Consider the following 23653-nt stretch of genomic DNA (forward strand, 5'->3'; position numbering starts at 1 on the left):
GTTGCGCCCGGGGACGGGAGCCTTAGCTCACGTTCACCGCGGACCAGGCGGCGGCCACGGTGTTGTACTGGGTGCTGCCCGCGCCGTAGAGGTCCTTGGCCGCGTTGAGGGTCGCGGTGCGCGCGCCCTTGTAGTCGGTCGAGGACGTCATGTACGTGGTCAGCGCCCGGTACCAGATCTTCGTGGCGGCGTCCCGGCCGATGCCGGTGACGGTGGAGCCGTTGGACGTGGGGCTGTTGTAGGAGACGCCGTTGATCGCCTTCGCGCCGCTGCCCTCGGACAGCAGGTAGAAGAAGTGGTTGGCGACGCCCGAGGAGTAGTGCACGTCGAGGTTCTTGGTGTTCGACGACCAGGAGTCGGCGGAGCTGCCGTCCTTGCTGGGCTTGTCCATGAAGCGCAGCGCGGGCTGCCCGAAGGCGGGCAGGACGACCTCCTCGCCGACCAGGTAGTCGCCCTTGTCGTTGGCGTTGTTCGCGTAGAACTCGACGGCGGCGGCCATGATGTCGGACGTCGCCTCGTTCAGCCCGCCGGACTCACCGCTGTAGGTGAGGTTGGCGGTCGAGCTCGTGACGCCGTGGCTCATCTCGTGCGCGGCCACGTCCAGGGACGTGAGCGGGCCGAGCTGGGAGCCGTCACCGTCGCCGTAGGTCATGCAGAAGCACGAGTCGTCCCAGAACGCGTTGGCGTAGCCGTTGTCGTAGTGGACGCGGTTGAACGATCCCTTGCCGTCGCCGGCGATGCCGGAGCGGCCGAAGACGTTCTTGTAGAAGTCCCAGGTCATGCTGGTGCCGAACTGGGCGTCCACGGCGACGGTGGCGCGGCTGGAGGTCGTGCCGGTGCCCCAGTGGTTGTCGGCGTCGGTGAACAGCGTGGCGGGGGCCCGCTGGATGCACCAGAGGAGGAAGCAGAGGTCGGTCTTGTTCTCGGCGTCTCCGGTGTAGGTGCCGCCGCGCGTCGGGTCCTTCAGCTGGTACGTGCTGCCGGACTTCGTCGTCTCCAGCGGGACCGTCCCGGTGTAGAGCGACTTGCCGTCGCCGGCCTCGGTGCGGACCGTCTCCTCGCGCAGCAGGACCTTGCCGGTCGCGGCGTCGACCGAGGTGAACACGCGGCTGGGCGTCCCGTCGGCCTGCTTGCCGACGGTCTGCACACGCCAGGCGAGGTGCGGCCGGTGGTCCGCGGTGCGCGACTCGAAGACGAGCGCGGGGGAGCCGTCCACCTTGCGCTGCTTGGTCACGGCGCGCTTCTCGGCGGTCTTGGCGGAGACCTGCGGGCTGGAGTCGGCGGGCGCCTTGGCGAGGGTGAGGCTGCTGCCGCGCCACTTGCCGGACGCCGTCTGGTGGACGACGATGTCGCCGCCCAGGACGGGCGTGCCGTTGTAGGTCCGGGTCATCCGGGTGTGGGAGGTGCCGTCCCGGTCCATCGTGACCCGGACCACCTGGAACGCCTGGCCGGCGCCGCCGCGCACCTCGGCGCCGCGTCCGGTGAGCGCGCGCAGCGCGTGCTCCGCGGCGGCCCGCGGGCCGGGTGGGGACGGTGCCTGCCGCGCCGACGCGGGCAGCGCGGTGCCGCTCGCCGCGAGCAGGGTCGCCGAGGCCAGGAGCACGGCCCTTCGGCTGGTGAACGCCCGTCTTGTCATGAACGCCCTCTCGTGCGGGCGCCACGCACTCCCCCGAGGCCCGCCGTCGGGCCAGCCGTGGCGACGGGACATTTATGACATATAGCTACTCAGAAGTAGATGTGACAATTTGCCAAGAAACGCCTACGGAGCGTGTGAACTGCGAGCCTTGCCGCCGGTCAGCGGACCTTCAGCCGGCGTTCAGAAACCCCTCGTCGGAAGGACCCATCGGGGGGAGGGGCGGGTCAGGAGGCCCGGGCGCTGCAGTCGGCGCACGTCCCGAAGACCTCGACCGTGTGGGTGATCTCGACGAAGCCGTGCTCGGCGGCGATCGCGTCCGCCCAGCGCTCCACGGCCGGGCCCTCGACCTCGACCGTCCGGCCGCAGCCGCGGCAGACCAGATGGTGGTGGTGCTGCTCGGTACGGCAGGCGCGGTAGACGGCCTCGCCCTCGTCGGTGCGCAGCACGTCGACCTCGCCGGCGTCGCTGAGCGCCTGCAGCGCCCGGTAGACGGTGGTGAGGCCGATCTTGGAGCCGTCGGCGCGCAGGTCGGCGTAGATGTCCTGCGCGCTGCGGAAGCCTTCGCAGCCCGCGAGCACCTGCCGGACCGCGTCCCGGCGGGCCGTCGTCATCCCCCTAGCACCTCCGCCTCGGCATCCATGCGGCTCTCGACGCCGGGCCCGGCGGGGACGGCGTCCCCGGCCGCGGCGGCGCGGGCGCGCCTGCGGCGCACCACCGAACCCCCGGCGACCGCGACCACGAACACCGCCAGCGCGAGCAGCACGATCGAGGGGCCCGGGGGGAGATCGTACTGGAAGGAACCCGCCAGGCCCGTCACGGCCGACAGTACACCGATCCCCATAGCGCCCAGCATGGTGCTCCAGAACCCGCGGGTGAGCTGCTGCGCCGCCGCCACCGGAACGATCATCAGGGCGCTGACCAGCAGCAGCCCGATCGCGCGCATCGAGATCACCACGGTGACCGCGGCGGTCGCCGCGATCAGCACGCTGAGGAACCGGACTGGCAGCCCGGCCGCCCGCGCGACCTCCTCGTCCTGGCACAGCAGGAAGAGCTCCCGGCCGAACAGCGCGACGATGGCGAGCACGACCGCGGCGAGCCCCGCGACCACGTACAGGTCGGCCGCCGTCACGCTGCTGATCGAGCCGAACAGGTAGGATTGCAGGCTCGCCGACCCGCCGCCGTTGGCGTTGGTCAGGATCACGCCGCCCGCGAGGCCGCCGTAGAACAGCAGGGCGAGCACGACGTCGGCGCCGCTGCGGCTGCGGGCCCGCAGGACCTCGATCGCGACGGCGCCGACGACGGACACGACCAGCGCGCCGAGGACGGGGGAGGTGCTGGTGAGCAGCCCGAGCCCGATGCCGGTCAGCGCGATGTGGCCGATGCCGTCGCCGAGCAGCGACAGCCTGCGCTGGACGATGAACGTCCCCACGGCAGGGGCGCTCAGCCCGATGAGCACCGCCATCACCAGGGCGACGCGCATGAAGTCGTACTGCAGCATCTCGCTCACGCGGGCCTTTCGAGGGTCTGCGGGACGCCGGCCTCGCGGACGACGCGGCCGTGGCCCAGCTCGACGGTGCGGGTGACGAGCGGTTCCATCGGCCCCAGCTCGTGCGCGACGAGGACGACGGTTCGTCCGTCCCGGGCCAGCCCGTGCAGGGCCGACGCGAGCGCCGCCTGACTGCCCGCGTCCACGCCGGCGGTCGGCTCGTCCATCACGAAGACGTCGGGCTCCCCGGCCAAGGCGCGGGCGATGAGCACCCGCTGCTGCTGGCCGCCCGACAGCAGGTGCGCCGAGTCCCGGGCGCGTCCGGTGAGGCCGGTCGTCTCCAATGCGCGGTCGACGGCGGCGCGGTCGGCCGCCCGGTCGGCGAACGGCGCCGGCCGCCACCGGGACCGCCGCGCCACCCGCCCGGACGCCACGATCTCCCGGACGGTCGCCGGCACGCCGCCGCCCATCGGCAGCCGCTGCGGGACGTAGCCGATCCGCTTCCAGTCCCGGAACCGGGCGGGCGGCTCGCCGTAGATCTCGGTCCGGCCGGCGGCCAGCGGGACGAGCCCGAGCAGCGCCTTGACCAGCGTGGACTTGCCCGCCCCGTTCGGCCCGAGGATCGCCAGCACGTCGCCGGCCCCCACCCGCAGGTCGATGCCGGCGAGCACCTCGCGGCCGTCCCGCCGGACGAGCCCGCCGGTCATCGCGAACGGCGGAGCGGTGTCCTCGGTCATGTGCACTCCAGGGCGGGACGCAGGGTCCCCAGGTTCCGTCGCATGATCGTCATGTAGTCGCCGGACGCGCCGTCCTCGACGCCCTCGGCCGGGTCCAGGACGGCCGTGCGCACGCCCGCCTCCCGTGCCAGCGACTCGGCGGCCTTCGGGCTGACCAGCGTCTCGGTGAAGATCGTCGTCGCGCCGGTGGCGGACACCAGCCGGGTCAGCCCGGCCAGCCGCTTCGGGGACGGTTCGCCGGACGGGTCGACGCCGGCGACCGGGATCTGCCGCAGCCCGTAGCGGTCCGCCAGGTAGCCGAACGCGGCGTGCGCGGTGACGATCTCGCGCCGCGCGCAGGACTCCAAGCCGTCATGGAACTCGCGGTCGAGCCGGGTCAGCGCCTCGGCGGTGGACCGTGCGCGTTCCCGGTAGCCGGACGCGTGGCGGGGGTCGGCGGCGGCCAGCCGGTCGCCGAGCGCGGTCGCCACGGTCGCCATCCGGCTCGGGTCGAGCCAGATGTGCGGGTCGTAGGACGCCTCCCGGTGCCGTATCCCGTCGTGGGCCTCTTCGTCGTCGGTCTCGCCGGGCGGCGGCAGCGTCCGCACCAGGCTCGCGGCGTCGAGCGACCTGGCCTTCGCATGCCCCCGGACGGCGTCGTCGACGGCCGGCTGGACGCCCTTGACGTAGACGGCGAAGTCGGCGTCCGCGACCTGCGCGACCTGCCGGGCGGTCAGTTCGAGGTCGTGGGGCTCCGTTCCGGGCCTGGTGAGCGTCCGGACGAAGACGTCGTCCCCGCCGACCTTCCCGGCCAGCCACGCCATCGGGTAGAAGGACGCGACGACGGCGGCCTTGCCGGGCGGGACGTCCGCGTCCGCGTCGGCGCAGCCGGTGAGGCCCGCCGCGAGCCCGGCCAGGGCCAGGGCCGTCGCGGGCAGGGCTCGGAGGGGCCTGCGGACACGGGACACGTCGCGATTATGGACGAAGATGAAAATGGTTGTCAAAACCGGCCAATGCCGCGCCCCAGGGCGAACCCCACGAGGACCGCCAGCGCGACGAGCCGCAGCACCCGGCCCGAGCCGTCCAGCGAGGGCCAGTTGAGATAGGCGAACCAGCCCAGCGCCGCGGCGAGCACCAGCAGCCCGGCCGCGGCCACCCAGCCCGTCCCGGCCATGCCGATCACGAGCAGTACGAACACCGCGGCGAGCAGGATCCACCGCGGCAGCCGGTGCAGGAACACCACCGCCGCCGCGCTGCGCCGCTCGACGACGGCCCGCAGCCCCGTTCCCCGCTCACCTTTCGTCTCCACGTGCCCAACGTACTGCCAGGATGGACGGATGATCGCGATAACCCGGTACCGGGTGCCGGGCGAGGAGTCCGACCGCTTCGCCGAGGGCATGACCGCGGTGCTGACGGCGCTGTCCGCGAGCCCCGGCTTCCGCTCGGGCCGCCTCGCCAGGACCGTCGACGACCCCGGCCTGTGGGCCCTCGTCACCGAATGGGACGGCGCCGGGCACTACCGCCGAGCGCTCGGCGAGTACGGCGTCCGGCTCCAGTTCATGCCGCTCGCCGCCCTGGCGGTGGACGAACCCGGCGCCTACGAGGTCGTCAGCTCCGCCTGAGCCCCGCGGCGGCCACCTTCAGAATGCGGGAAACCGCCGGGCAAGAAGCGTCCTGCCCCGGTTTCGGGCACCCCGGCCATGGTCATCCTTGCCGCACACGATCATGCCGTGGTCCGCCGGGGGAGATGTGATGCGTCGCGCCGTCCTGTTCAGCGTGTTCTCCGGAGGCGCGGTCGCCGCCGCCCTCGCCGTCGCCGGGACGGTCCCCGGGCGGCCGGCGTCCCACCGGCCCGCCGCGCTGACCGGCCCGGCCGGGAGCCTGGAGGGCCCGCGCGTCGTCGAGTACCGCGGCCTGCGCGTCCCCGTGCCGGCGGGCTGGGAGGTGCACCGGCTCGACCGGGACCCGGCCCGCTGCGTCCGCTACGACCGGCACGCGGTCTACCTCGGCCGGCCCGGGCCGCAGCCCGACTGCCCGGCCCGCGTCGTCGGCCGCACCGAGGCCGTGCACATCGAGCCGGCCGGGGACGGGCGGGCCGCGCGGACGGTCGTGCGCGGCGACAAGCTCGCCTCCCTCGTCGTCGCGCCGACCGTCGACCACGAGACGCGCCTCGCCCTTCCCGAGGCCGGGGTCACGATCACCGGCGTGTACGGGTCGGATCCCGGGCGGCTCCAGCGCATGCTGCGCGGCGCCCGGCTGTCCGCGAGCTGGACCGCCGCACCGCGCCTCTCCGCCGCGCCGCCCGGATCCGACGTCCGCCGGATGGCGACCACGACGCCCGAGGCGCCGGACCAGAGCGCGCCGCTCGCCGAGAGCACGCCGCGCGTTCCGGACACGCCGTTCGGTCAGAGCACGCCGTCCGAGGCGGGTGCGGCGGACGGCGCCGGCGCGGCACCGGGCAACGGGACGGTGCCGGACCAGGCGCTGGAGCGCCCGTGGGTGCGCGGCAAGGGGTTCGACACCTGCACGGCCCCCTCCCTCGCCACCATGAAGGCGTGGCGGCCCTCGTTCAAGGTCACCAACATCTACATCGGCGGCGCGGCGCGTGGATGCGCCCAGCCGAACCTCACCGCCTCCTGGGTGAAACAGGTGCGCCGGATGGGCTACCGCATCACCCCCACCTACGTCGGCCTTCAGGCCCCCTGCGGCAGCCGCCCGCAGCGCTTCACCGCCAAGAACGCGGCCTCGGAGGGAGCGAGGTCCGCCGTGGACGCTGCCCGCAAGGCCCGGGCGCTCGGCATTCCGGACGGCAGGCCGATCTACTTCGACATGGAGGCGTACAACCACAAGAAGAGCGCGTGCAAGGCCGCGGTCCTTCGGTTCGTGGACAAGTGGGTCGACCGGCTGCAGGCCGAGGGCTACCAGCCCTGCCTCTACAGCAGCGCCAAGTCCGGCATCCGGGACGTGGGCCGGGCGCAGATCAGCAGGCCCGCCTGCGTCTGGTTCGCCAACTGGGACGGCCGCGCCGATGTCTACGGCGACCCGTTCCTGCCGGACCACTGGTGGTCCCCGCACCGCCGCATCAAGCAGTACCGCGGAGCCCACAAGGAGAGGCACGGCGGCGTGCGGCTCAACATCGACAGCAACATCGTCGATGGGCGCGTCTACTAGCACTCGGGCCTGCTCAGCCGCCCCGGTGCCCTAAGCTGGGAGCACTCTCCGGCGCCGGCGACGACCGCGCCGGGGCACATCACCGGGGATCACACTCGCCGCCGCCCGCCGTTCCCGCGCGGGACCGGGGGCGCACTCACTGTCCCGCCGACCGCCAGCCGGATGGAGAATATTTCATGGCACGCCGTTCCGATGTGCTGGACACGATCGTCAACCTCGCCAAGCGGCGGGGGCTGGTCTACCCGTCGAGCGAGATCTACGGCGGGCTCCGCGCGTCCTGGGACTACGGGCCGCTCGGCGTCGAGCTGAAGAACAACGTCAAGCGCCAGTGGTGGAAGTCCATGGTGCAGGGCCGCGACGACATCGTCGGCCTCGACTCGTGCGTCATCCTGGCGCGCGAGGTCTGGGAGGCCAGCGGCCACGTCCAGGCGTTCGTCGACCCGCTCACCGAGTGCCAGTCCTGCCACAAGCGCTTCCGGGCCGACCACCTGGAGGAGGCGTACGTGGAGAAGCACGGCCGCCCGCCGGCGAACGGCCTGGCCGACATCTCCTGCCCGAACTGCGGCGTGAAGGGCTCCTTCACCGAACCGAAGATGTTCAACGGCCTGCTGAAGACCTACCTCGGCCCCGTCGAGGACGAGTCCGGCCTGGCCTACCTGCGTCCCGAGACCGCGCAGGGCATCTTCATCAACTACCTGAACGTCCAGCAGTCCGCGCGCCGCAAGGTGCCGTTCGGCATCGGGCAGATCGGCAAGTCGTTCCGCAACGAGATCACGCCCGGCAACTTCATCTTCCGGACCCGCGAGTTCGAGCAGATGGAGATGGAGTTCTTCGTCAAGCCCGGCAGCGACGAGGAATGGCACCAGTACTGGATCGACGAGCGCATGCAGTGGTACGTCGACCTCGGCATCCGCAAGGAGAACCTGCGGCTGTACGAGCACCCGGCCGAGAAGCTGTCGCACTACTCCAAGCGCACCGTGGACGTGGAGTACAAGTTCGACTTCGTCGGCAGTGAGTGGGGCGAGCTGGAGGGCATCGCCAACCGGACCGACTACGACCTGACCACGCACTCCAAGGCGTCCGGCGCGGACCTGTCGTTCTTCGACCAGGAGTCCGGTGACCGTTTCACCCCGTACGTGATCGAGCCCGCGGCCGGCGTCGACCGCTGCACGCTCACGTTCATGATGGACGCCTACGCCGAGGACGAGGCGCCCAACGCCAAGGGCAAGCTGGAGAAGCGGGCCGTCATGCGGCTCGACCGCCGGCTCGCCCCGGTGAAGGTCGCGGTGCTGCCGCTGTCGCGCAACGCCGACCTGTCGCCGAAGGCCCGCGACCTCGCCGCGCGGCTGCGCCGCAACTGGAACGTCGACTTCGACGACGCCGGCGCCATCGGCCGCCGCTACCGCCGCCAGGACGAGATCGGGACCCCGTTCTGCGTCACCGTCGACTTCGACACCCTCGACGACGACGCGGTCACCGTCCGGGAGCGCGACTCGATGAGCCAGGAGCGCATCGCGATCGGCCAGGTCGAGGCGTTCCTCGCCGCGCAGCTCGTCGGCTGCTGACACCCGCCCGGCACCGCTGCGGGCCGCCCCCGGTCGTGGGGCGGCCCGCTTCTGGGAGCGTCAGGGAGCGTGTCCTCGTGGGAGCGTTCTTCCCGGGGAGCGCCCGTCAGCCCGTGACGTAGAGGGACTGGTCGTAGGTGCCGGATCCGGCCGCCGTCTCGCCCTTCAGCGCGTAGTTCGCGGTCACGGTGGCGGTGGAGGGGCAGAGGAAGCTGCCGCCGGTCTTGCTGACCTGGGCGTTCTGGACGCCGACCTGCGCCTCGGAGCTGCTCGTGTCGGGGCGCGAGGCGTTGTCGCCGTTGAAGCCGTTGGCGGTCAGGTTGCCGCCGAACTGGCAGGTGATGCCGCCGAAGATGTTCACCGTGGCCTTCACGCTGAAGTTCGCGATCGTGACCGTGGCGTCGCGGCCGCCGGTGTGCCCGGCGTCGTAGGCGACACTGCCGCCCGCCCAGGGCAGGTTCTGGGTCTCGATCGTCGCGCTCGTGCTCCCGGTGCAGGGGCCGCCGCCGTCGCCGCTGAAGGTGGCGCTGCTCACGCTGAGGTTGCTGCCGTCGGAGTTGATGGACCCGGTCATCGTCGACTCGGTGCAGGAACCGCTGCCGATCGACGTCGAGACCGTGGCGGTGCCGAGCAGCGAGGCCTGGACGTTGCCGGAGTAGGCGTCGGCCGTGGCCGAGCCTTTGCGGACCGTCGTGGTCGCGGCCGACGCGGGCGCGATGCCCGCGGCGAGGACGGCCAGGGCGGCGGTCCCGATGATCGCGGTCTGTCTGATACGTGCCACCGGAAACTCCTCTGTCCGGTTCGGGGTGGGCATACGCGAAAGTAATTCGCGTATGAGGTCCGGGCAATGGATGGCGGCCGAATGCGGCCTGGCCGGATTGGGACACGCGCCAGTGTCTGCTGGTAAGGCCGTACGAACGGGGGTGGGGAAGGTCTTTGTCACGCCGCCCCGTCTTGACGTGCCCTTTCCACCGTGGTCCGCCCGCTGAGCGCGAAGGGCATCCGCATCCCGGCGATCCTGGGCTAGGTTGGCGGGAACGGCCGGGCGGACGCTCCGCAGGCGATCGGGGAGGAGGCGGCATGCGCGACTCGCGCCGCCCCGTCCCGTCCGTCGTCCGGCTGCTCATCGTCGCGCTGGGCCTCCTCGGCTTCGTCACGGGGCCCGCCGGCGCCGGTGCGCACGGCGGGACGCCCTCCACCGGGACGATCTCCGGTGCCCGGACCGCGCCGGTCCAGAGCGCGCCCGCCCGCACCCGGATCTCCACCAAGCCGCGCGGCCCGGGCCGGGTCCAGGTCGTCATCACCGCTGTCGCGCTCCATGTCGCGGGCGCGGCGGCACCGAACGCCCAGACGGCCCACGCGGTGCTTCCGGCGTCCGGCGTCGAGGTCCGGCCACCGGCCATGCGGGTCACCCGGCCCGGCTCCGCGCACGCGTCGGCCGGCGTCGTCCCCTGGGGCGTGCCGCGCGGGCGCGCACCACCCGCTTCCACACGGATCTGAGTTCTGTCCCCGGTACCGCGCGCCGACGTGCGGTGCCGAATCCCCCGTGTGGAGGTTCCCTTTGACTCGCGCCAACGTGGTGCGGGCGGTACTGGCGTTCGCCGTGCTCGCCACATCGTTCTATTTCGCCTGGTCCACACCCGCCCGCCTCGGCCTCGATCTCCGCGGCGGCACCCAGATCGTCCTCGAAACGCAGGACTCCCCGACGGTGAAGGCCGACCGGGAGTCCACCGACCGTGCCCGGGAGGTGCTGCACCGCCGCGTCGACGCGCTGGGCGTCGCCGAGTCGTCCATCACCCGGTCCGGCGACCGGCGGCTGATCGTCGAGCTGCCGGACGTCCAGGACCCGGCCGGCGCCGCCGCCGCGATCGGCAAGACCGCGCAGCTCACCGCCCACCCCGTGCTGCCCAACACCGGCAAGGCGGGCAGCGGGCAGCAGCTGCTCCCGGACGAGCGCGGGCGGCCGGTCCTCATCGGCCCGGCCGCGCTCACCGGCGCCGGCGTCGGCGAGGCGAACGCCTCCTACGACCCGGAGAACACCGGCGGCTGGGCCGTCAACGTCAAGTTCAAGGGCGACGGCGGCCGGACCTGGGAGAAGATCACCGCCAAGGCCGCCTGCGCGGCCGGTGACGAGCGGCGCGTCGCGATCGTCCTGGACGGCAAGGTGATCTCCTCCCCGCAGGTGACCGAGAGCGTGCCGTGCGGGGTCGGCATCACCGGCGGCTCCACCCAGATCACCGGCGACTTCGGCGCCGGCGAGGCCAAGGATCTCGCGGCGCTCATCCAGGGCGGGTCGCTGCCCGTCCCCGTGAAGATCATCGAGCAGCGGGTGGTCGGCCCGACGCTCGGCGACGAGGCCATCGACGCCAGCGCCCGCGCGGCGGTCATCGGCATCGTCCTCACCGGCCTGTTCATCGTGGCCGTCTACCGGCTCGCCGGCCTGCTCGCCACGGTCGCGCTCGCCGGATACGCCCTGATCTCCTACGGTGCCCTCGTCGCCGTCGGCGCGACGCTGACGCTGCCGGGCCTCGCCGGATTCGTCCTCGCCATCGGCATGGCGATCGACGCGAACGTGCTGGCCTTCGAACGCGCGAGGGAGGAGCGCGCCGCCGCCCCGGGCCGCAGCGCGCGGGCGGCGCTGGCGGTCGGGTTCACCAAGGCGTGGTCCGCGATCGCCGACTCGGCCGTCACCACGCTGCTGGCCGGCGGCCTGCTGTTCTTCCTGGCCTCCGGCCCCGTCCGGGGCTTCGGCGTCACGCTGACCATCGGTGTGCTCGGCTCCCTGGTCTCCGCGATGCTGCTCAGCCGCGTCCTCACCGACGCGGCCGCCGCGCGGATGCCGAGGCTCAGCAAGGGCAGGGCCGGCGGCCTCGCCGGCGCCGGGCGGATCCGGCGGTGGCTGGAGAACAGCGGCCCCGACCTGATGAAACGCAGCCGGCTGTGGCTCGGGATCTCGGCGCTCGCGGTCGTCCTGGCGGCGGCCGGGATCTTCAGCCGCGGGCTGAACTTCGGCGTGGAGTTCACGGGCGGGCGCCTCGTCGAGTACTCCACGAGCAGGCACGTCGACATCGACACGGCCCGTGCCGCCGTCGCCGACGCCGGTTTCCCGCGCGCGGTCGTCCAGACGTCCGGGAAGGACGACATCTCCGTCCGGACGGCCGGCCTGACCAACGCGGAGGAGAAGCGCGTCCATGACGCCCTCGCGGAGAAGGGCGGCGGCGCCACCAAGCAGCGCGACGAGCTGATCGGCCCGAGCCTCGGCAGCGAACTGCGGACCAAGGCGCTCATCGCGCTCGGCGTCGCCCTGCTGGTGCAACTCGCCTACCTGACGATCCGGTTCCGCTGGACGTTCGCGGCCGGCTCGGTCATCGCCATGTTCCACGACATCACGATCGTCACCGGGATCTTCGCGTGGCTCGGCAGGCCCATCGACGGGGTCTTCCTCGCCGCGCTGCTCACCATCATCGGGTACTCGGTGAACGACTCGGTCGTCGTGTTCGACCGCGTCCGCGAGATGTGGGCGGCGAACCCGAAGGGCCGGTTCGCCGACATCGCGAACCGGGGCACCCTGCAGACCGTCCCGCGGACGATCAACACCGGGATGGGCGCGCTGTTCATCCTGGCGGCGCTGGCCTTCCTCGGCGGCGACTCGCTGACCGACTTCGCCGTCGCGCTCCTGATCGGCATCGTCGTCGGCACCTACTCCAGCGTCTTCACGGCGACGCCGCTCGCCGTCGTCCTGGAGCGCTACGCGAAGGCCCCGCCGCCCCAGGCGAAGGCGAAGCCCGTCCACCGCACATCCGACAGCTCAGGCGCCGTCGTCTGACCGCGCTCGGCGCCGCCGCCGGGCGGGCACCGCGTGGCCGGGAAGGGACCCGGCCACGCGGGCCGGTCAGGCCAGGGGCGGCTGGGGCTCGTCGTTCTCGGCCCGGATCACCTGCATGACCGCGTTGATCAGGGCCAGGTGGGTGAACGCCTGCGGGAAGTTGCCGAGGTGACGGCCGGTGTGCGGGTCGATCTCCTCGGCGTACAGCTGCAGCGGGCTCGCGTAGGAGAGCAGCTTCTCGCACAGGGCCCGGGCCCGCTCCAGCTCACCGATCATCACCAGGGTGCTGACCAGCCAGAACGAGCAGATCGTGAACGTGCCCTCCTCCGACTCGAAGCCGTCGTCGGTCTCCGTGGCCCGGTAGCGCAGGACGAGGTCGTCCTCCGACAGCTCGTCGGCGATGGCGAGCACGGTCTCCCGGACCCGCTTGTCGTCGGCGGGCAGGAAGCCGAGCAGCGGGATCAGCAGCGCCGAGGCGTCCAGCGCCGTCGCGCCGTAGTGGGCGGTGAAGACGCCCCGCTCGTCCAGCGCGTTGGCGAGCACGTCGGCGTGGATCTCGTCGGCGGCCGCCTGCCAGCGGCGCGCCCGCTCCTGGTCGCCGCGGACCCGGGCGAGCCGGGCGCCGCGGTCGGCCGCCACCCAGCAGAAGATCTTGGACGAGGTGAAGTGCTGCGGTTCGCCGCGCACCTCCCACATGCCGCAGTCGGGCGTCCGCCAGTTGGCGAGGGCGTCCTCCACCTGCCGGACGACGATCTTCCAGAGCCGGTCGTCCAGCCGGTCCCGGCGCCGCACGAACAGGTAGATGGAGCCGATGATCGCGCCCCACACGTCGTGCTGCGCCTGCATGTACGCCTCGTTGCCGATGCGGACGGGGCGGGCGTTGTCGTAGCCGGTGAGATGTTCGAGCGTGGACTCGGGCAGTTCCTCCCGCCCGTCCAGCCCGTACATGATCTGAAGCTTGCCCTCGGCGGCCTCGGCGACGTCGGTGATGAAGTAGAAGAAGTCGTTGGCCTCCCAGTCGTAGCCGAGCGTGTAGAACGCCCACAGCGCCATCGTGGAGTCGCGGATCCAGGTGTAGCGGTAGTCCCAGTTCCGGTCGCCGCCCGGCGTCTCCGGCAGCGAGGTCGTGGCCGCGGCCGCCACCGCGCCGGACGGGGCGAACGTCAGCCCCTTCAGGGTGAGCGCGCTGCGCTGCAGGTGGCTGCGCCACGGGTGGTCGGGGAAGCGGCCCCGGTCCAGCCAGTGCTGCCAGTGGTGAACGGTCCAGACGAGCCGCTCCTGTGCGTCCTCCCAGGACGAGGGCGCCTCGTGCTCGCTCCACGACAGCGCCACGAAGCGGGATTCGCCCTGCTTCAGCAGCGTCCGGGAGGTGGCGAGCGACCCCTCGAACCCGACGTTCATGTCGGTGGTGAGCCGCAGCCCGACTCCGTTTCCGCGCGCGACGGCCTCGTGGTAGCCGGAGCCGGTGTGCTCCCAGCGCGCGGGCGTCTGGCCGTAGTCGAACACCGGCATGCAGTCGAGCCGGACCTGGACCTGCCCGTTCACGCACCGGACCATCCGCAGCAGGACGTGGTCGGCGTCGTAGTCCGTGGGCGCCCGGCGATGGGTGTGGGACCGTTCCGTTTCGTGGTGCCAGGGCCCCATCAGCAGGGCGTCCGTCACCACGAGCCAGCCGCCGTGCACCCACCAGGTGGTCTCCATCACCATGGTGCCGGGGATGTAGCGCTGCGCGGCGGGCACCTCCACGCCCGCCGGGCCGACCCGGAAATAGCCGGCGTCGCGGTCCAGGATGGAGCCGAACACGCTCGGCGAGTCCATCCTCGGCAGGCACATCCACTCGATGTTGCCGCTCGGCGCGACCAGGGCGGTCGTCTCGCAGTCGGACAGGAATCCGAAATCGGCTATGGGGGCGAACGGATCCGCAGCCCGGCCGCCGGCGACCTTCGGTCTCACCTGGACCTCCAGGTGATCCCCCGGTCCTTGGACCGGAGAGGAACCTGGCCCCCTTCGGAGCCGCCCCGACGGGACGGCCCCGAGTGCGCAGGGTGCATGAACCGCTCCTTCCGAAAACGCTTATAGATCATGAAGCTCTGTCGTAAAGTTCGAACATGCGTACGGCATACAAGGTGCGGGTCTATCCCACCCCCGAACAAGCGGTACTGCTGAACCGCACGTTCGGAAGCGTACGCAAGGTGTGGAACGAGGTCCTGGAATGGCGGACCAAACGCTACCGGGTCGAACGCGCGACGACCTCCTACGCCCAGACCGACCGGTACCTGACCGAGCTGAAACGCGACCCGGGGTTCGCGTTCTTGTGCGAGGTGTCCTCGGTCCCGCTCCAGCAGACGCTGCGGCACCAGTACACGGCGTTTGTCAACTTCTTCGCCGGGCGGGCCCGCTACCCGAGGTTCAAGTCTCGCAACGGCCGCCAATCGGCGACCTACACCCGGTCGGCTTTCCGGTACAGGGATGCTGAGCTGTTCCTGGCGAAGATGTCCGGGCCGCTGCGGTTCGTGTGGTCCTGGGACCATATCGACCCCGCTTCTATCGATCCGACCACGGTGACGGTGTCCCGCGAACCGGACGGCATGTGGCACGCGTCGTTCGCCGTCGACGCTCACGACCGTGACCCGTTGGAGATGACCGGTAGCCACGCCGGGCTGGACCTGGGCATCAACGACTTCGCCGTGACGAGTGACGGAGAACGCATCGCCAACCCGCGCCACCTGGAGCGCAAGCAGCGCAACCTGGCCCGGTACCAGCGGCGCGTGGCCCGCAAGTGCAGGGGTAGCGCCAACCGCAAGAAGGCCGCACGCAAGGTCGCTGCCGCCCACGGCAAGGTTCAGCGCGCCCGCGAGGACTTCTTGCACAAGACCACGACCGAGCTCACACGGCGCTATGACGTGATCGTGATCGAAGACCTTCACGTCGCCGGAATGGTCCGCAACCGCCGCCTCGCCAAGCACATCTCCGACTGTGGGTGGGGCACCTTCCGTACCTTGCTGGAGTACAAGGCGGCCCAGTGGGGACGTCGGCTCGTGGTCATCGATCGCTGGTTCCCCAGTTCCAAGGCGTGCTCGCAGTGCGGGCATCTGCTCGCCCGGCTGAGCCTTTCCACCCGGCACTGGACGTGCCCTGATTGCGGCACCCGGCACGACCGGGACGTCAACGCCGCCAAGAACATCCTGGCCGAAGGACTTTCGGTGTCGGCCTGTGGAGCTGATGTGAGACGGGCCGGGACCTCCCGGACGCGGTCGGCGGCGAAGCAGGAAGCCCCCCGGAGTGATCCGGGTCGCGCAGGCGGCGGACGGCCGTAGGCCGTCCGGGAATCCCCCTGCTTCGGCCCGGGGAGAAGTCAAAACCTCACCTCCTTGATCCATCATTCCCTCTCCCGCGCAGTGGGTATGTCATTGGTGCGAGCTGTTCCCGGACGGGCGTCCGGGCCCGTGTGCGTCCCCGGTCTCCGCAGTGGAATAGACCTATTGGAATAGACCATTATCCGGGGTCTGAGCTGGGAGAACACCGCGCGGCACACCGGGCGCCGAGCATGTCCTGAGTTCGCGGGTACAGTCCCCGCAAACAGGGCGGCGGACCCGCTGCCGCCTGGGGGAACGCGTGCCGCGCGCCCCCGTGCGGGCGGGTCCGGAACTGCCGCTGGGAACCGGAGCGAGAAGGAGCTCCCCGTGCCGAAGTTCGTGTACGACTTCACCGAGGGAAACAAGGACCTCAAAGATCTGCTGGGCGGCAAAGGCGCCAATCTGGCCGAGATGACCAACCTCGGCCTGCCCGTGCCCCCCGGTTTCACGATCACCGCGGAGGCCTGCCGGTACTACCTCGAGCACGGGAGCCTGCCCGAGGGGCTGGCGGGCGAGGTGAACCGGCACCTGGCCGACCTGGAGTCGGCGATGGGCAAGAAGCTCGGCCAGAGCGACGACCCGCTCCTGGTCAGCGTACGTTCCGGGGCCAAGTTCAGCATGCCGGGCATGATGGAGACCGTCCTCAACGTGGGGCTGAACGACGAGTCCGTGCACGGCCTCGCCGTTCAGGCGGGCGACGAGCGGTTCGCGTGGGACTCCTACCGCCGGCTGATCCAGATGTTCGGCAGGACCGTCCTGGACATCGACGGCGACCTGTTCGAGGAGGCCGTCGAGGACGCCAAGCGGGCCCGCGGCAGCGACGACGACGTGGACCTGACCGCCGAGGACTTCAAGGAGCTCGTCGACCGGTTCAAGGCCATCGTCCGGGAGCAGGCCGGCCGGGGCTTCCCGGACGATCCGCGCGAGCAGATGGACCTCGCCGTCGAGGCGGTGTTCAAGTCGTGGAACGCGCCCCGCGCCATCCTGTACCGGCGCCAGGAGCGCATCCCGGCCGACCTCGGCACGGCCGTGAACATCTGCTCGATGGTCTTCGGCAACATGGGCATGGACTCCGGGACGGGCGTCGCGTTCACCCGCGACCCCGCGTCCGGCCAGCAGGGCGTCTACGGCGACTACCTGCAGAACGCGCAGGGCGAGGACGTCGTCGCCGGCATCCGCAACACCGTCCCGCTGACGGAGCTGGAGCGGATCGACAAGGCGTCCTACGACCGGCTCCTGGAGATCATGGAGACGCTGGAGAACCACTACCGCGACATGTGCGACATCGAGTTCACGATCGAGCGCGGAAAGCTGTGGATGCTGCAGACCCGGGTCGGCAAGCGGACCGCCGCCGCGGCGTTCCGGATCGCCTGCCAGCTGCTCGACCAGGGGCTCATCGACCTGGACGAGACCGCCAGGCGCGTCACCGGCGACCAGCTCGCCCAGCTCATGTTCCCGCGTTTCGCCAGCAAGGTGGACGGCGTCAAGAGGCTCACCAAGGGCATGAACGCCTCGCCCGGCGCGGCCGTCGGCAAGGCCGTGTTCAGCTCCGAACGGGCCGTGGAGCTGGCAGGGCAGGGCGAGGACGTGATCCTCGTCCGCCGCGAGACCAACCCGGACGACCTCTCCGGCATGGTCGCCGCCAAGGGCGTCCTGACGTCCCGCGGCGGGAAGACCTCGCACGCCGCCGTCGTCGCCCGCGGCATGGGCAAGACGTGCGTGTGCGGCGCCGAGGAACTGGACGTCGACGTCAAGAGCGGTCACTTCACCGCCCCCGGCGGCGTCACGGTGAGCGAGGGCGACGTCATCTCGATCGACGGGTCGTCCGGCGACGTCTACCTCGGCGAGGTGCCCGTCGAGGACTCGCCCGTCGTCCAGTACTTCGAGGGCCGGCTGTCGGCCGGGGACAGCGACCTCGTCAAGGCGGTGGACCGCGTCATGGAGCACGCCGACTCGCGGGCCGCGCTGAAGGTGCGCGCGAACTCCGACAACCCGGAGGACTCGGCGCGGGCCCGCCGGTTCGGCGCGGCCGGGATCGGGCTGTGCCGCACCGAGCACATGTTCCTCGGCGACCGGCGGCAGCTCGTCGAGGAGCTCATCCTCGCCGAGGACGACACCGAGCGGCAGGCCGCGCTGGACGCCCTGGAGCCGCTGCAGAGGAGCGACTTCGAGGGCATCTTCGAGGCCATGGACGGACTGCCCGTCACGATCCGGCTCATCGACCCGCCGCTGCACGAGTTCCTCCCCGACATCACCGAGCTGTCGGTCAGGGTCGCGCTCGCGGGCGACGACGCGGACGCCAAGGACCGGAGACTGCTCGACGCAGTCAACCGACTGCACGAGCAGAACCCTATGCTGGGGCTGCGCGGTGTGCGGCTCGGTTTGGCGATTCCCGGTCTGTTCGGCATGCAGGTCCGCGCGATCGCCGAGGCCGCGGCGGCGCGCCGGCGGGCCGGCGGAGATCCGCGCCCGGAGATCATGATCCCGCTGGTCGGCGCCGTCCAGGAGCTGGAGGCCGTCCGGGACGAGGCGCGCGGCATCCTCGACCGGGTCAGGGAGTCCACCGGGGTGGACGTACCGGCGCTGATCGGCACCATGATCGAGCTGCCGCGGGCCGCGCTGACCGCAGGGCAGATCGCCGAGGCCGCCGAGTTCTTCTCCTTCGGCACCAACGACCTCACCCAGACCACCTGGGGTTTCTCCCGCGACGACGTCGAGGCGGCGTTCTTCTCCCGCTACCTGGAGCTCGGCATCTTCGGGGTGTCGCCGTTCGAGACCCTCGACCGGGAGGGCGTCGGGCGGCTCGTCCGCATCGCCGCCGAGGAGGGCCGGAAGGCGCGGCCCGGCATCAAGCTCGGCATCTGCGGCGAGCACGGCGGCGACCCCGATTCGATCCACTTCTGCCACGAGGTCGGCCTCGACTACGTCTCGTGCTCGCCGTTCCGCATCCCCGTGGCCCGGCTGGAGGCGGGGCGGGCGGCCATCGAGGCGGCGAACGCGGCGGGCGGCAGTGACAGCCGCTGATCCGCGCCGGCCGGTCCGCGCAGGTCCGGGGACCGGCCGGCGACGGATGTGAGCGCCGCGACACGCCGTGACCGCGAACTTCGCACGCCGGCCGGACCATCTCACTAACGTGGCCGATGCGATGACGTTGGAAGTCGAATTGCCAGAGTCTCTGCCCGGCGAACCCGGGACGGACGAGTCCGAGGACCGGCCGCGCAAGCGCCGCCGGCGCCGCCGGTCGCTCTGGTTCACCATCCCGGTGAGCGTCGTCATCGGCCTGCTCGCGATCGCCGTGCTGACGCCCGTCACCGTCGGGACGCGGATCTGGTACCAGGCCCGCCAGAACGAGCGGCCCCGCTCCGACGCGATCATCGTGCTGGGCGCCGCGCAGTACAACGGGGTGCCATCGCCGACGCTGAAATGGCGGCTCCAGCACGCTCTGGACCTCTACCGGGACGGCGTCGCGCCCGCCATCGTGACCGTCGGCGGTCAGGCCACCGGCGACAACTACACCGAGGCGGGGGCCGGCCGCGCCTGGCTGATCGAGAAGGGCGGCGTTCCCGCGTCCAAGGTCTTCGCGGTCCCCGTCGGGCGCGACACGCTGGAGAGCATGAAGGCCGTCGGCGACGAGTTCGGCCGGCACCACTGGTCGTCCGGCGTGATCGTCACCGACCCGTGGCACGGGCTGCGCGCCAAGAAGATGGCCGAGGACAACGGCATCAAGGCCGCCGCATCGCCCACCCGCAGCGGCCCGAGCGTGCAGACCCGCGACACCCAGTTCCACTACATCGTCCGGGAGACCGGCGGGTACCTGTCGTACGTGCTGCTGGGCAAGAGCGTCCAGGTGCCGGACGAGACCATCAAGCGCATTCACATCGACCCCTCCGGGACCCCTTCGTCGGCCCCTTCCACGTCACCGCGCCGCTGACGCCCCTCGCGCCCCTTTACCCTGGATAGGGACATGACGAGCAACGCGAACAAGGGCTACACCGGCCGCGACCGGGAACGCTGGGCACCCGAGCCCCCCAAGCGCCGGGACCGGACGGCGTTCGAACGCGACCGGGCCCGCGTCCTGCACAGCGCGGCGCTGCGGCGGCTGGCCGCCAAGACGCAGGTGGCCTCGCCCGGCGCGGACGCCGCCGCCGACACCGTGCACAGCCTGCGCACCCGCCTCACCCACTCGCTCGAATGCGCCCAGGTCGGCCGCGAGCTGGGCAAGTCGCTCGGCTGCGACCCGGACCTGGTGGAGACGGCGTGCCTGTCCCACGACATCGGGCATCCGCCGTTCGGCCACAACGGCGAGTACGCGCTGGACATCGTCGCCCGCGACTGCGGCGGCTTCGAGGGCAACGCGCAGAGCCTGCGCGTCCTGACCCGGCTGGAACCGAAGTCGTTCGCCCTGGACGGCCCGCCCCTGCACGGCCGCAGCGTCGGCCTCAACCTGACCCGCGCCGCGCTGGACGCCGCCATGAAGTACCCGTGGCCCCAGGCCGCGGCGGTGAACGGCAAGTTCGGCGTCTACGACGACGACGCGGACGTGGCGCACTGGGTGCGAGACGGCGCCGAACCCGGCCGGACGTGCTTCGAGGCCCAGGTCATGGACTGGAGCGACGACGTCGCGTACTCCGTCCACGACCTGGAGGACGCGCTGGTCGCCGGGCACATCGACTTCGTCCGGCTCGCCGATCCCGCCGAGCGCCGGCTCGTCGCCGCCACGGCGGCGAAGCTGTACTGCCCCGACGCGGGCCTGGCCGAGCTGGAGGAGTGCTTCGCGACGCTGCTCGCCGAGCCGTACTGGCCCGACCGCTACGACGGCACCCCGCGCAGCCTCGCCGCTCTCAAGAACCTGACCAGCACCCTGATCGGGCGGTTCTGCATGGCCGCCGAGACCGCGACCCGGGAGGCCTACGGCGACCGGCCGCTCACCCGGTACGCCGCGGAACTGATCGTCCCGCGGCCGCAGCGGCTGGAGAACGCCCTGCTCAAGGGCATCACGGCGCACTACGTGTGGATCAGCCACGAGGAGATCAGGGCGCGCCAGCGGACGCTGATCACCGAGCTGGCCGAGCTGATGCTCGCCGGCGCGCCCGGCAGCCTCGACCCCGGGTTCCGCGACGCGTTCGTGGACGCCGGCGACGACGCGGCACGGCTGCGGGCCGTCATCGACCAGATCGCCTCGCTGACCGACCTGTCCGCCATGGCCCGCCACCGCCTGCTGGGCGGACGCGCGCACTGAGGTCCGGTGCGAAGTTCGGGGAGAAATCCGCCCCGACGCGCCCGACGGTGGCCCTTGTCTCGTTACAGAGGCCGCTGTAGGGATAGCTACAGGTCAACTACAGGAGGTCGCCATGCCCGAGGAGACGTTCGTCATCGCCGGCGCCGGCCTGGCGGGTGCGAAGGCGGCGGAGACGCTCCGCGAGGAGGGCTTCGCGGGCAGAGTGCTGCTGGTCGGTGCGGAGATCGAGCGGCCCTACGAGCGGCCACCGCTGTCCAAGGGGTTCCTGCTGGACAAGGAAGCCCGCGAGAAGGCACATGTCCATGAGGCCGACTGGTACGACAAGCACGACGTCGAACTGCGGGTCGGCACGTCCGTCGCGTCCATCGACCGGGGTGCGCACCAGGTCCGGCTGTCCACCAAGGAACCGATCTCCTACGACAGGCTGCTGCTGGCGACGGGCGCGTCTCCGCGGCGGCTGGACGTGCCCGGGTCCAAGCTGCAGGGCATCCACTACCTGCGGACGATGGCCGATTCGGCGGCGCTGAAACAGGCGCTCGCACACGGCGGCCGCCGCGTGGTGGTCGCCGGGGCGGGCTGGATCGGGCTGGAGACGGCCGCCGCCGCCCGCGGGTACGGCAACGACGTGACGGTCATCGAGCCGGAGCCGACGCCGCTGCACGCCGCCATGGGGCCCGAGCTCGGCGGCATGTTCGCCGACCTGCACCGCGAGCACGGCGTGATCCTGCGGCTGGACGAGGGCGTCGCCGGGTTCTGGGGTGCCGGGCAGGTGTCGGCGGTGGTGACCTCCGGCGGCGCCGAGGTGCCCGCGGACGTCGTGATCGTCGGCATCGGGGTGCGGCCCGACAGCGGGCTCGCCGAGGAGGCCGGCCTGGAGGTGTCGGACGGGATCCTGGTCGACCAGTCGCTGCGCACGTCCGACCCCGACATCTACGCGGCCGGGGACGTGGCCAACGCCTACAACCCGGTGCTCGGCCGCCGGGTCCGCGTGGAGCACTGGGCGAACGCGCTGAACGGCGGGCCCGCCGCCGCCCGCGCCATGCTCGGCCAGGACGTCGTCTACGACCAGCTCCCGTACTTCTTCAGCGACCAGTACGACCTGGGCATGGAGACGTCCGGCGTCGCGGCGCCGGGGGAGTACGACGAGGTCGTGTACCGCGGGAACGTCCCGGGCCGGGAGTTCATCGCGTTCTGGCTGTCGGGCGGCCGGGTCGTCGCCGGGATGAACGTGAACGTGTGGGACGTCACCGGGGACGTCCAGGCGTTGATCCGCTCCGGGCGCCCGGTGGACACCGCCCGTCTCGCCGACCCCGGCGTGCCGCTCGCCGAACTGGCCTGAGGCGCGTCCGGTAGGCCACGTACAGTCGACCGGGTGGTCACGGACGAGATCGCGACGCTCGGCCGGGCGCGCGTCGCGGTGACGCTGGCGTTCGCCGCGCACGGCCTGCTCGGCGCCGCCTGGGTCGCCCGCATCCCGCAGATCAAGGAGCATCTCGGGCTGGGCGAGGGCGCGATGGGCGTCGCGCTGCTCGGCGCTCCCGTCGGCGTCGTGGCCGCCGTCCGGTTCGCCGGGCGGATCGTCGGCCGGTGGGGGAGCGCGACGACGACCACCGCCGCCGGGGTCGCCGCCGCCCTGTCGCTGGTCCCGCTCGGCCTTGCCGGGAACCTCGGCGCGCTGATCGTCTCCCTGCTGCTGATGGGCGCCTCGCTCGGCCTGATGGACGTGGCGATGAACGCCCAGGGCGTGGCCGTGGAACGCGGCTACGGCCGTCCGATCATGTCCGGGCTGCACGGCTCCTACAGCGTGGGGACGCTGCTGGCCGCGCTGATCGGGTCGGGCGCCGCGCACGCGGACGTCCCGGTCCCGCTGCACCTGGCGGCCGCGGCGGGGGTGCTGGCCGTCCTGGTGGTCCTCGGCTGCCGGGGCCTGCTGGACCGTTCCGCGGACGCCCTTCCCGAGCCGGACGAGGACGTGCCCGGCGCGCGTCATTCCGGGGGGAAGACCTCCCGGAGGGGGTCCGCGGCCTCGGGCCGGTGGCCGCTGGCACTGCTCGGGATCATCGGCCTGTGCTCGTTCGTCGGCGAGGGCGCCATGGCCGACTGGAGCGCGGTCTACCTGCGGGAGAACCTCGGCACCGGGCCCGGCGTGGCGGGGCTCGGCTACGCCGGGTGCGCGGTGGCGATGACCGTCGGGCGGCTCACCGGCGACCAGGTCGTGGCCCGGTTCGGGCCCGTCCCGGTGCTGCGGGCCGGGTCGCTGGTCGCCGCGCTCGGCCTCGGGCTCGGCCTCGCGGCGGGCGACCCGACGGCGGCGGTGGCCGGATTCACGTTGTTCGGCCTCGGCGCCGCCGTCGTGGCGCCCGTCACCTTCAGCGCGGCCGGCAACATCCCCGGCGTCCCCGCGGCGGCCGGGATCTCCCGGGTCACCGGGGTCGGCTACCTCGGCCTGCTCGGCGGCCCGCCCGTCATCGGGTTCATCGCCCAGGGGGTGGGCCTGACGTGGGCGCTGACGGTGCCCGTCGTCCTGGTCGGCCTGATCGTCGTGCTCGCCCCGGCGACCGCAACGGCGGGACGCTGACCGTCCGGGGATTCCGATCTGTGGCGGGGTTGTGACTCCGCAAATGTCCTACTCAGGTAAGGTCTGGGCGAGTGAACACC

Annotated in this window: 19 protein-coding genes; 11 read left to right on the forward strand and 8 right to left on the reverse strand. The window is 72.0% G+C overall.

Annotated features, from left to right (window positions below; all coding sequences use genetic code 11):
* Window positions 1-22: 22 nt before the first annotated feature.
* From ACQPXG_RS14845 to ACQPXG_RS14870, 6 genes are all read right to left on the reverse strand, one after another.
* Window positions 23-1636, reverse strand: coding sequence for a M4 family metallopeptidase (locus ACQPXG_RS14845; protein ID WP_433468253.1), 1614 nt, complete (start codon window positions 1634-1636; stop codon window positions 23-25).
* Window positions 1637-1860: 224 nt separating this feature from the next.
* A complete protein-coding gene (locus tag ACQPXG_RS14850) occupies window positions 1861-2247 on the reverse strand; it encodes a Fur family transcriptional regulator (RefSeq protein ID WP_433468254.1) in 387 nt (128 codons plus the stop codon).
* Entirely contained in the window at window positions 2244-3143 is a 900-nt protein-coding gene (locus ACQPXG_RS14855; RefSeq protein ID WP_433468255.1) for a metal ABC transporter permease, read from the reverse strand. Before ACQPXG_RS14855 ends, ACQPXG_RS14850 begins: the two co-directional genes overlap by 4 nt.
* Window positions 3140-3859 (reverse strand): metal ABC transporter ATP-binding protein, encoded by a 720-nt coding sequence (locus ACQPXG_RS14860; protein WP_433468256.1) that lies wholly within the window; start codon window positions 3857-3859, stop codon window positions 3140-3142. Before ACQPXG_RS14860 ends, ACQPXG_RS14855 begins: the two co-directional genes overlap by 4 nt.
* Window positions 3856-4806, reverse strand: coding sequence for a metal ABC transporter substrate-binding protein (locus ACQPXG_RS14865; RefSeq protein ID WP_433468257.1), 951 nt, complete (start codon window positions 4804-4806; stop codon window positions 3856-3858). Before ACQPXG_RS14865 ends, ACQPXG_RS14860 begins: the two co-directional genes overlap by 4 nt.
* A gap of 32 nt (window positions 4807-4838) precedes the next feature.
* Window positions 4839-5147 carry a DUF6703 family protein gene (locus ACQPXG_RS14870; RefSeq protein ID WP_433468258.1) on the reverse strand — a complete coding sequence of 103 codons (309 nt, stop codon included), beginning with the start codon at window positions 5145-5147 and terminating at the stop codon, window positions 4839-4841.
* A 28-nt stretch (window positions 5148-5175) separates the two neighbouring features.
* Here ACQPXG_RS14870 and ACQPXG_RS14875 point away from each other — a divergent pair, with 28 nt between their 5' ends.
* The 3 genes from ACQPXG_RS14875 to ACQPXG_RS14885 all read left to right on the forward strand — a co-directional run bounded on the left by ACQPXG_RS14875 (window position 5176) and on the right by ACQPXG_RS14885 (window position 8574).
* Entirely contained in the window at window positions 5176-5460 is a 285-nt protein-coding gene (locus ACQPXG_RS14875; RefSeq protein WP_433468259.1) for an antibiotic biosynthesis monooxygenase family protein, read from the forward strand.
* A 130-nt stretch (window positions 5461-5590) separates the two neighbouring features.
* On the forward strand, window positions 5591-7009 hold the full coding sequence (locus ACQPXG_RS14880; protein ID WP_433468260.1) for a DUF1906 domain-containing protein: 1419 nt from the start codon (window positions 5591-5593) through the stop codon (window positions 7007-7009).
* Between the two features lie 176 nt (window positions 7010-7185).
* Window positions 7186-8574, forward strand: coding sequence for a glycine--tRNA ligase (locus ACQPXG_RS14885; RefSeq protein ID WP_433468261.1), 1389 nt, complete (start codon window positions 7186-7188; stop codon window positions 8572-8574).
* 106 nt (window positions 8575-8680) lie between these two features.
* On the opposite strand, the gene ACQPXG_RS14890 is transcribed toward ACQPXG_RS14885, so the two are convergent.
* A complete protein-coding gene (locus ACQPXG_RS14890) occupies window positions 8681-9355 on the reverse strand; it encodes a hypothetical protein (RefSeq protein WP_433468262.1) in 675 nt (224 codons plus the stop codon).
* Between the two features lie 299 nt (window positions 9356-9654).
* Here ACQPXG_RS14890 and ACQPXG_RS14895 point away from each other — a divergent pair, with 299 nt between their 5' ends.
* Complete coding sequence (locus ACQPXG_RS14895) at window positions 9655-10074, forward strand: hypothetical protein (protein ID WP_433468263.1); 420 nt, start codon at window positions 9655-9657, stop codon at window positions 10072-10074.
* 61 nt (window positions 10075-10135) lie between these two features.
* Complete coding sequence (gene secD / locus ACQPXG_RS14900) at window positions 10136-12400, forward strand: protein translocase subunit SecD (protein WP_433468264.1); 2265 nt, start codon at window positions 10136-10138, stop codon at window positions 12398-12400.
* A gap of 66 nt (window positions 12401-12466) precedes the next feature.
* Here secD and ACQPXG_RS14905 read toward each other — a convergent pair whose 3' ends face one another.
* Window positions 12467-14353: a glycoside hydrolase family 15 protein gene (locus tag ACQPXG_RS14905; RefSeq protein WP_433468265.1), complete on the reverse strand. Its 1887-nt coding sequence runs from the start codon at window positions 14351-14353 to the stop codon at window positions 12467-12469.
* Window positions 14354-14508: 155 nt separating this feature from the next.
* On the opposite strand from ACQPXG_RS14905, the gene ACQPXG_RS14910 reads away from it, so the two are divergent.
* From ACQPXG_RS14910 to ACQPXG_RS14935, 6 genes are all read left to right on the forward strand, one after another.
* Complete coding sequence (locus ACQPXG_RS14910) at window positions 14509-15717, forward strand: RNA-guided endonuclease InsQ/TnpB family protein (protein ID WP_433468266.1); 1209 nt, start codon at window positions 14509-14511, stop codon at window positions 15715-15717.
* A gap of 366 nt (window positions 15718-16083) precedes the next feature.
* Window positions 16084-18780 carry a pyruvate, phosphate dikinase gene (gene ppdK, locus ACQPXG_RS14915; protein WP_433468267.1) on the forward strand — a complete coding sequence of 899 codons (2697 nt, stop codon included), beginning with the start codon at window positions 16084-16086 and terminating at the stop codon, window positions 18778-18780.
* 139 nt (window positions 18781-18919) lie between these two features.
* On the forward strand, window positions 18920-19687 hold the full coding sequence (locus ACQPXG_RS14920) for a YdcF family protein (RefSeq protein WP_433468268.1): 768 nt from the start codon (window positions 18920-18922) through the stop codon (window positions 19685-19687).
* 33 nt (window positions 19688-19720) lie between these two features.
* Window positions 19721-20995, forward strand: coding sequence for a deoxyguanosinetriphosphate triphosphohydrolase (locus tag ACQPXG_RS14925; RefSeq protein WP_433468269.1), 1275 nt, complete (start codon window positions 19721-19723; stop codon window positions 20993-20995).
* A gap of 112 nt (window positions 20996-21107) precedes the next feature.
* Window positions 21108-22334, forward strand: a complete 1227-nt coding sequence (locus tag ACQPXG_RS14930; RefSeq protein ID WP_433468270.1) for an NAD(P)/FAD-dependent oxidoreductase — start codon at window positions 21108-21110, stop codon at window positions 22332-22334.
* Between the two features lie 33 nt (window positions 22335-22367).
* Window positions 22368-23573, forward strand: a complete 1206-nt coding sequence (locus ACQPXG_RS14935) for an MFS transporter (protein WP_433468271.1) — start codon at window positions 22368-22370, stop codon at window positions 23571-23573.
* Window positions 23574-23653: the final 80 nt, after the last annotated feature.

Source organism: Spirillospora sp. CA-128828 (assembly GCF_050945415.1).
Classification (GTDB): Bacteria; Actinomycetota; Actinomycetes; order Streptosporangiales; family Streptosporangiaceae; genus Spirillospora.

Excerpts from the sequence above, each read along its gene's own strand:
- ACQPXG_RS14845 (WP_433468253.1), bottom strand. The coding sequence starts at position 1,636 with ATGACAAGACGGGCGTTCACCAGCCGAAGGGCCGTGCTCCTGGCCTCG.
- ACQPXG_RS14850 (WP_433468254.1), bottom strand. The coding sequence starts at position 2,247 with ATGACGACGGCCCGCCGGGACGCGGTCCGGCAGGTGCTCGCGGGCTGC.
- ACQPXG_RS14860 (WP_433468256.1), bottom strand. The coding sequence starts at position 3,859 with ATGACCGAGGACACCGCTCCGCCGTTCGCGATGACCGGCGGGCTCGTC.
- ACQPXG_RS14875 (WP_433468259.1), top strand. The coding sequence starts at position 5,176 with ATGATCGCGATAACCCGGTACCGGGTGCCGGGCGAGGAGTCCGACCGC.
- ACQPXG_RS14880 (WP_433468260.1), top strand. The coding sequence starts at position 5,591 with ATGCGTCGCGCCGTCCTGTTCAGCGTGTTCTCCGGAGGCGCGGTCGCC.
- ACQPXG_RS14885 (WP_433468261.1), top strand. The coding sequence starts at position 7,186 with ATGGCACGCCGTTCCGATGTGCTGGACACGATCGTCAACCTCGCCAAG.
- ACQPXG_RS14895 (WP_433468263.1), top strand. The coding sequence starts at position 9,655 with ATGCGCGACTCGCGCCGCCCCGTCCCGTCCGTCGTCCGGCTGCTCATC.
- ACQPXG_RS14910 (WP_433468266.1), top strand. The coding sequence starts at position 14,509 with ATGCGTACGGCATACAAGGTGCGGGTCTATCCCACCCCCGAACAAGCG.
- ACQPXG_RS14925 (WP_433468269.1), top strand. The coding sequence starts at position 19,721 with ATGACGAGCAACGCGAACAAGGGCTACACCGGCCGCGACCGGGAACGC.
- ACQPXG_RS14930 (WP_433468270.1), top strand. The coding sequence starts at position 21,108 with ATGCCCGAGGAGACGTTCGTCATCGCCGGCGCCGGCCTGGCGGGTGCG.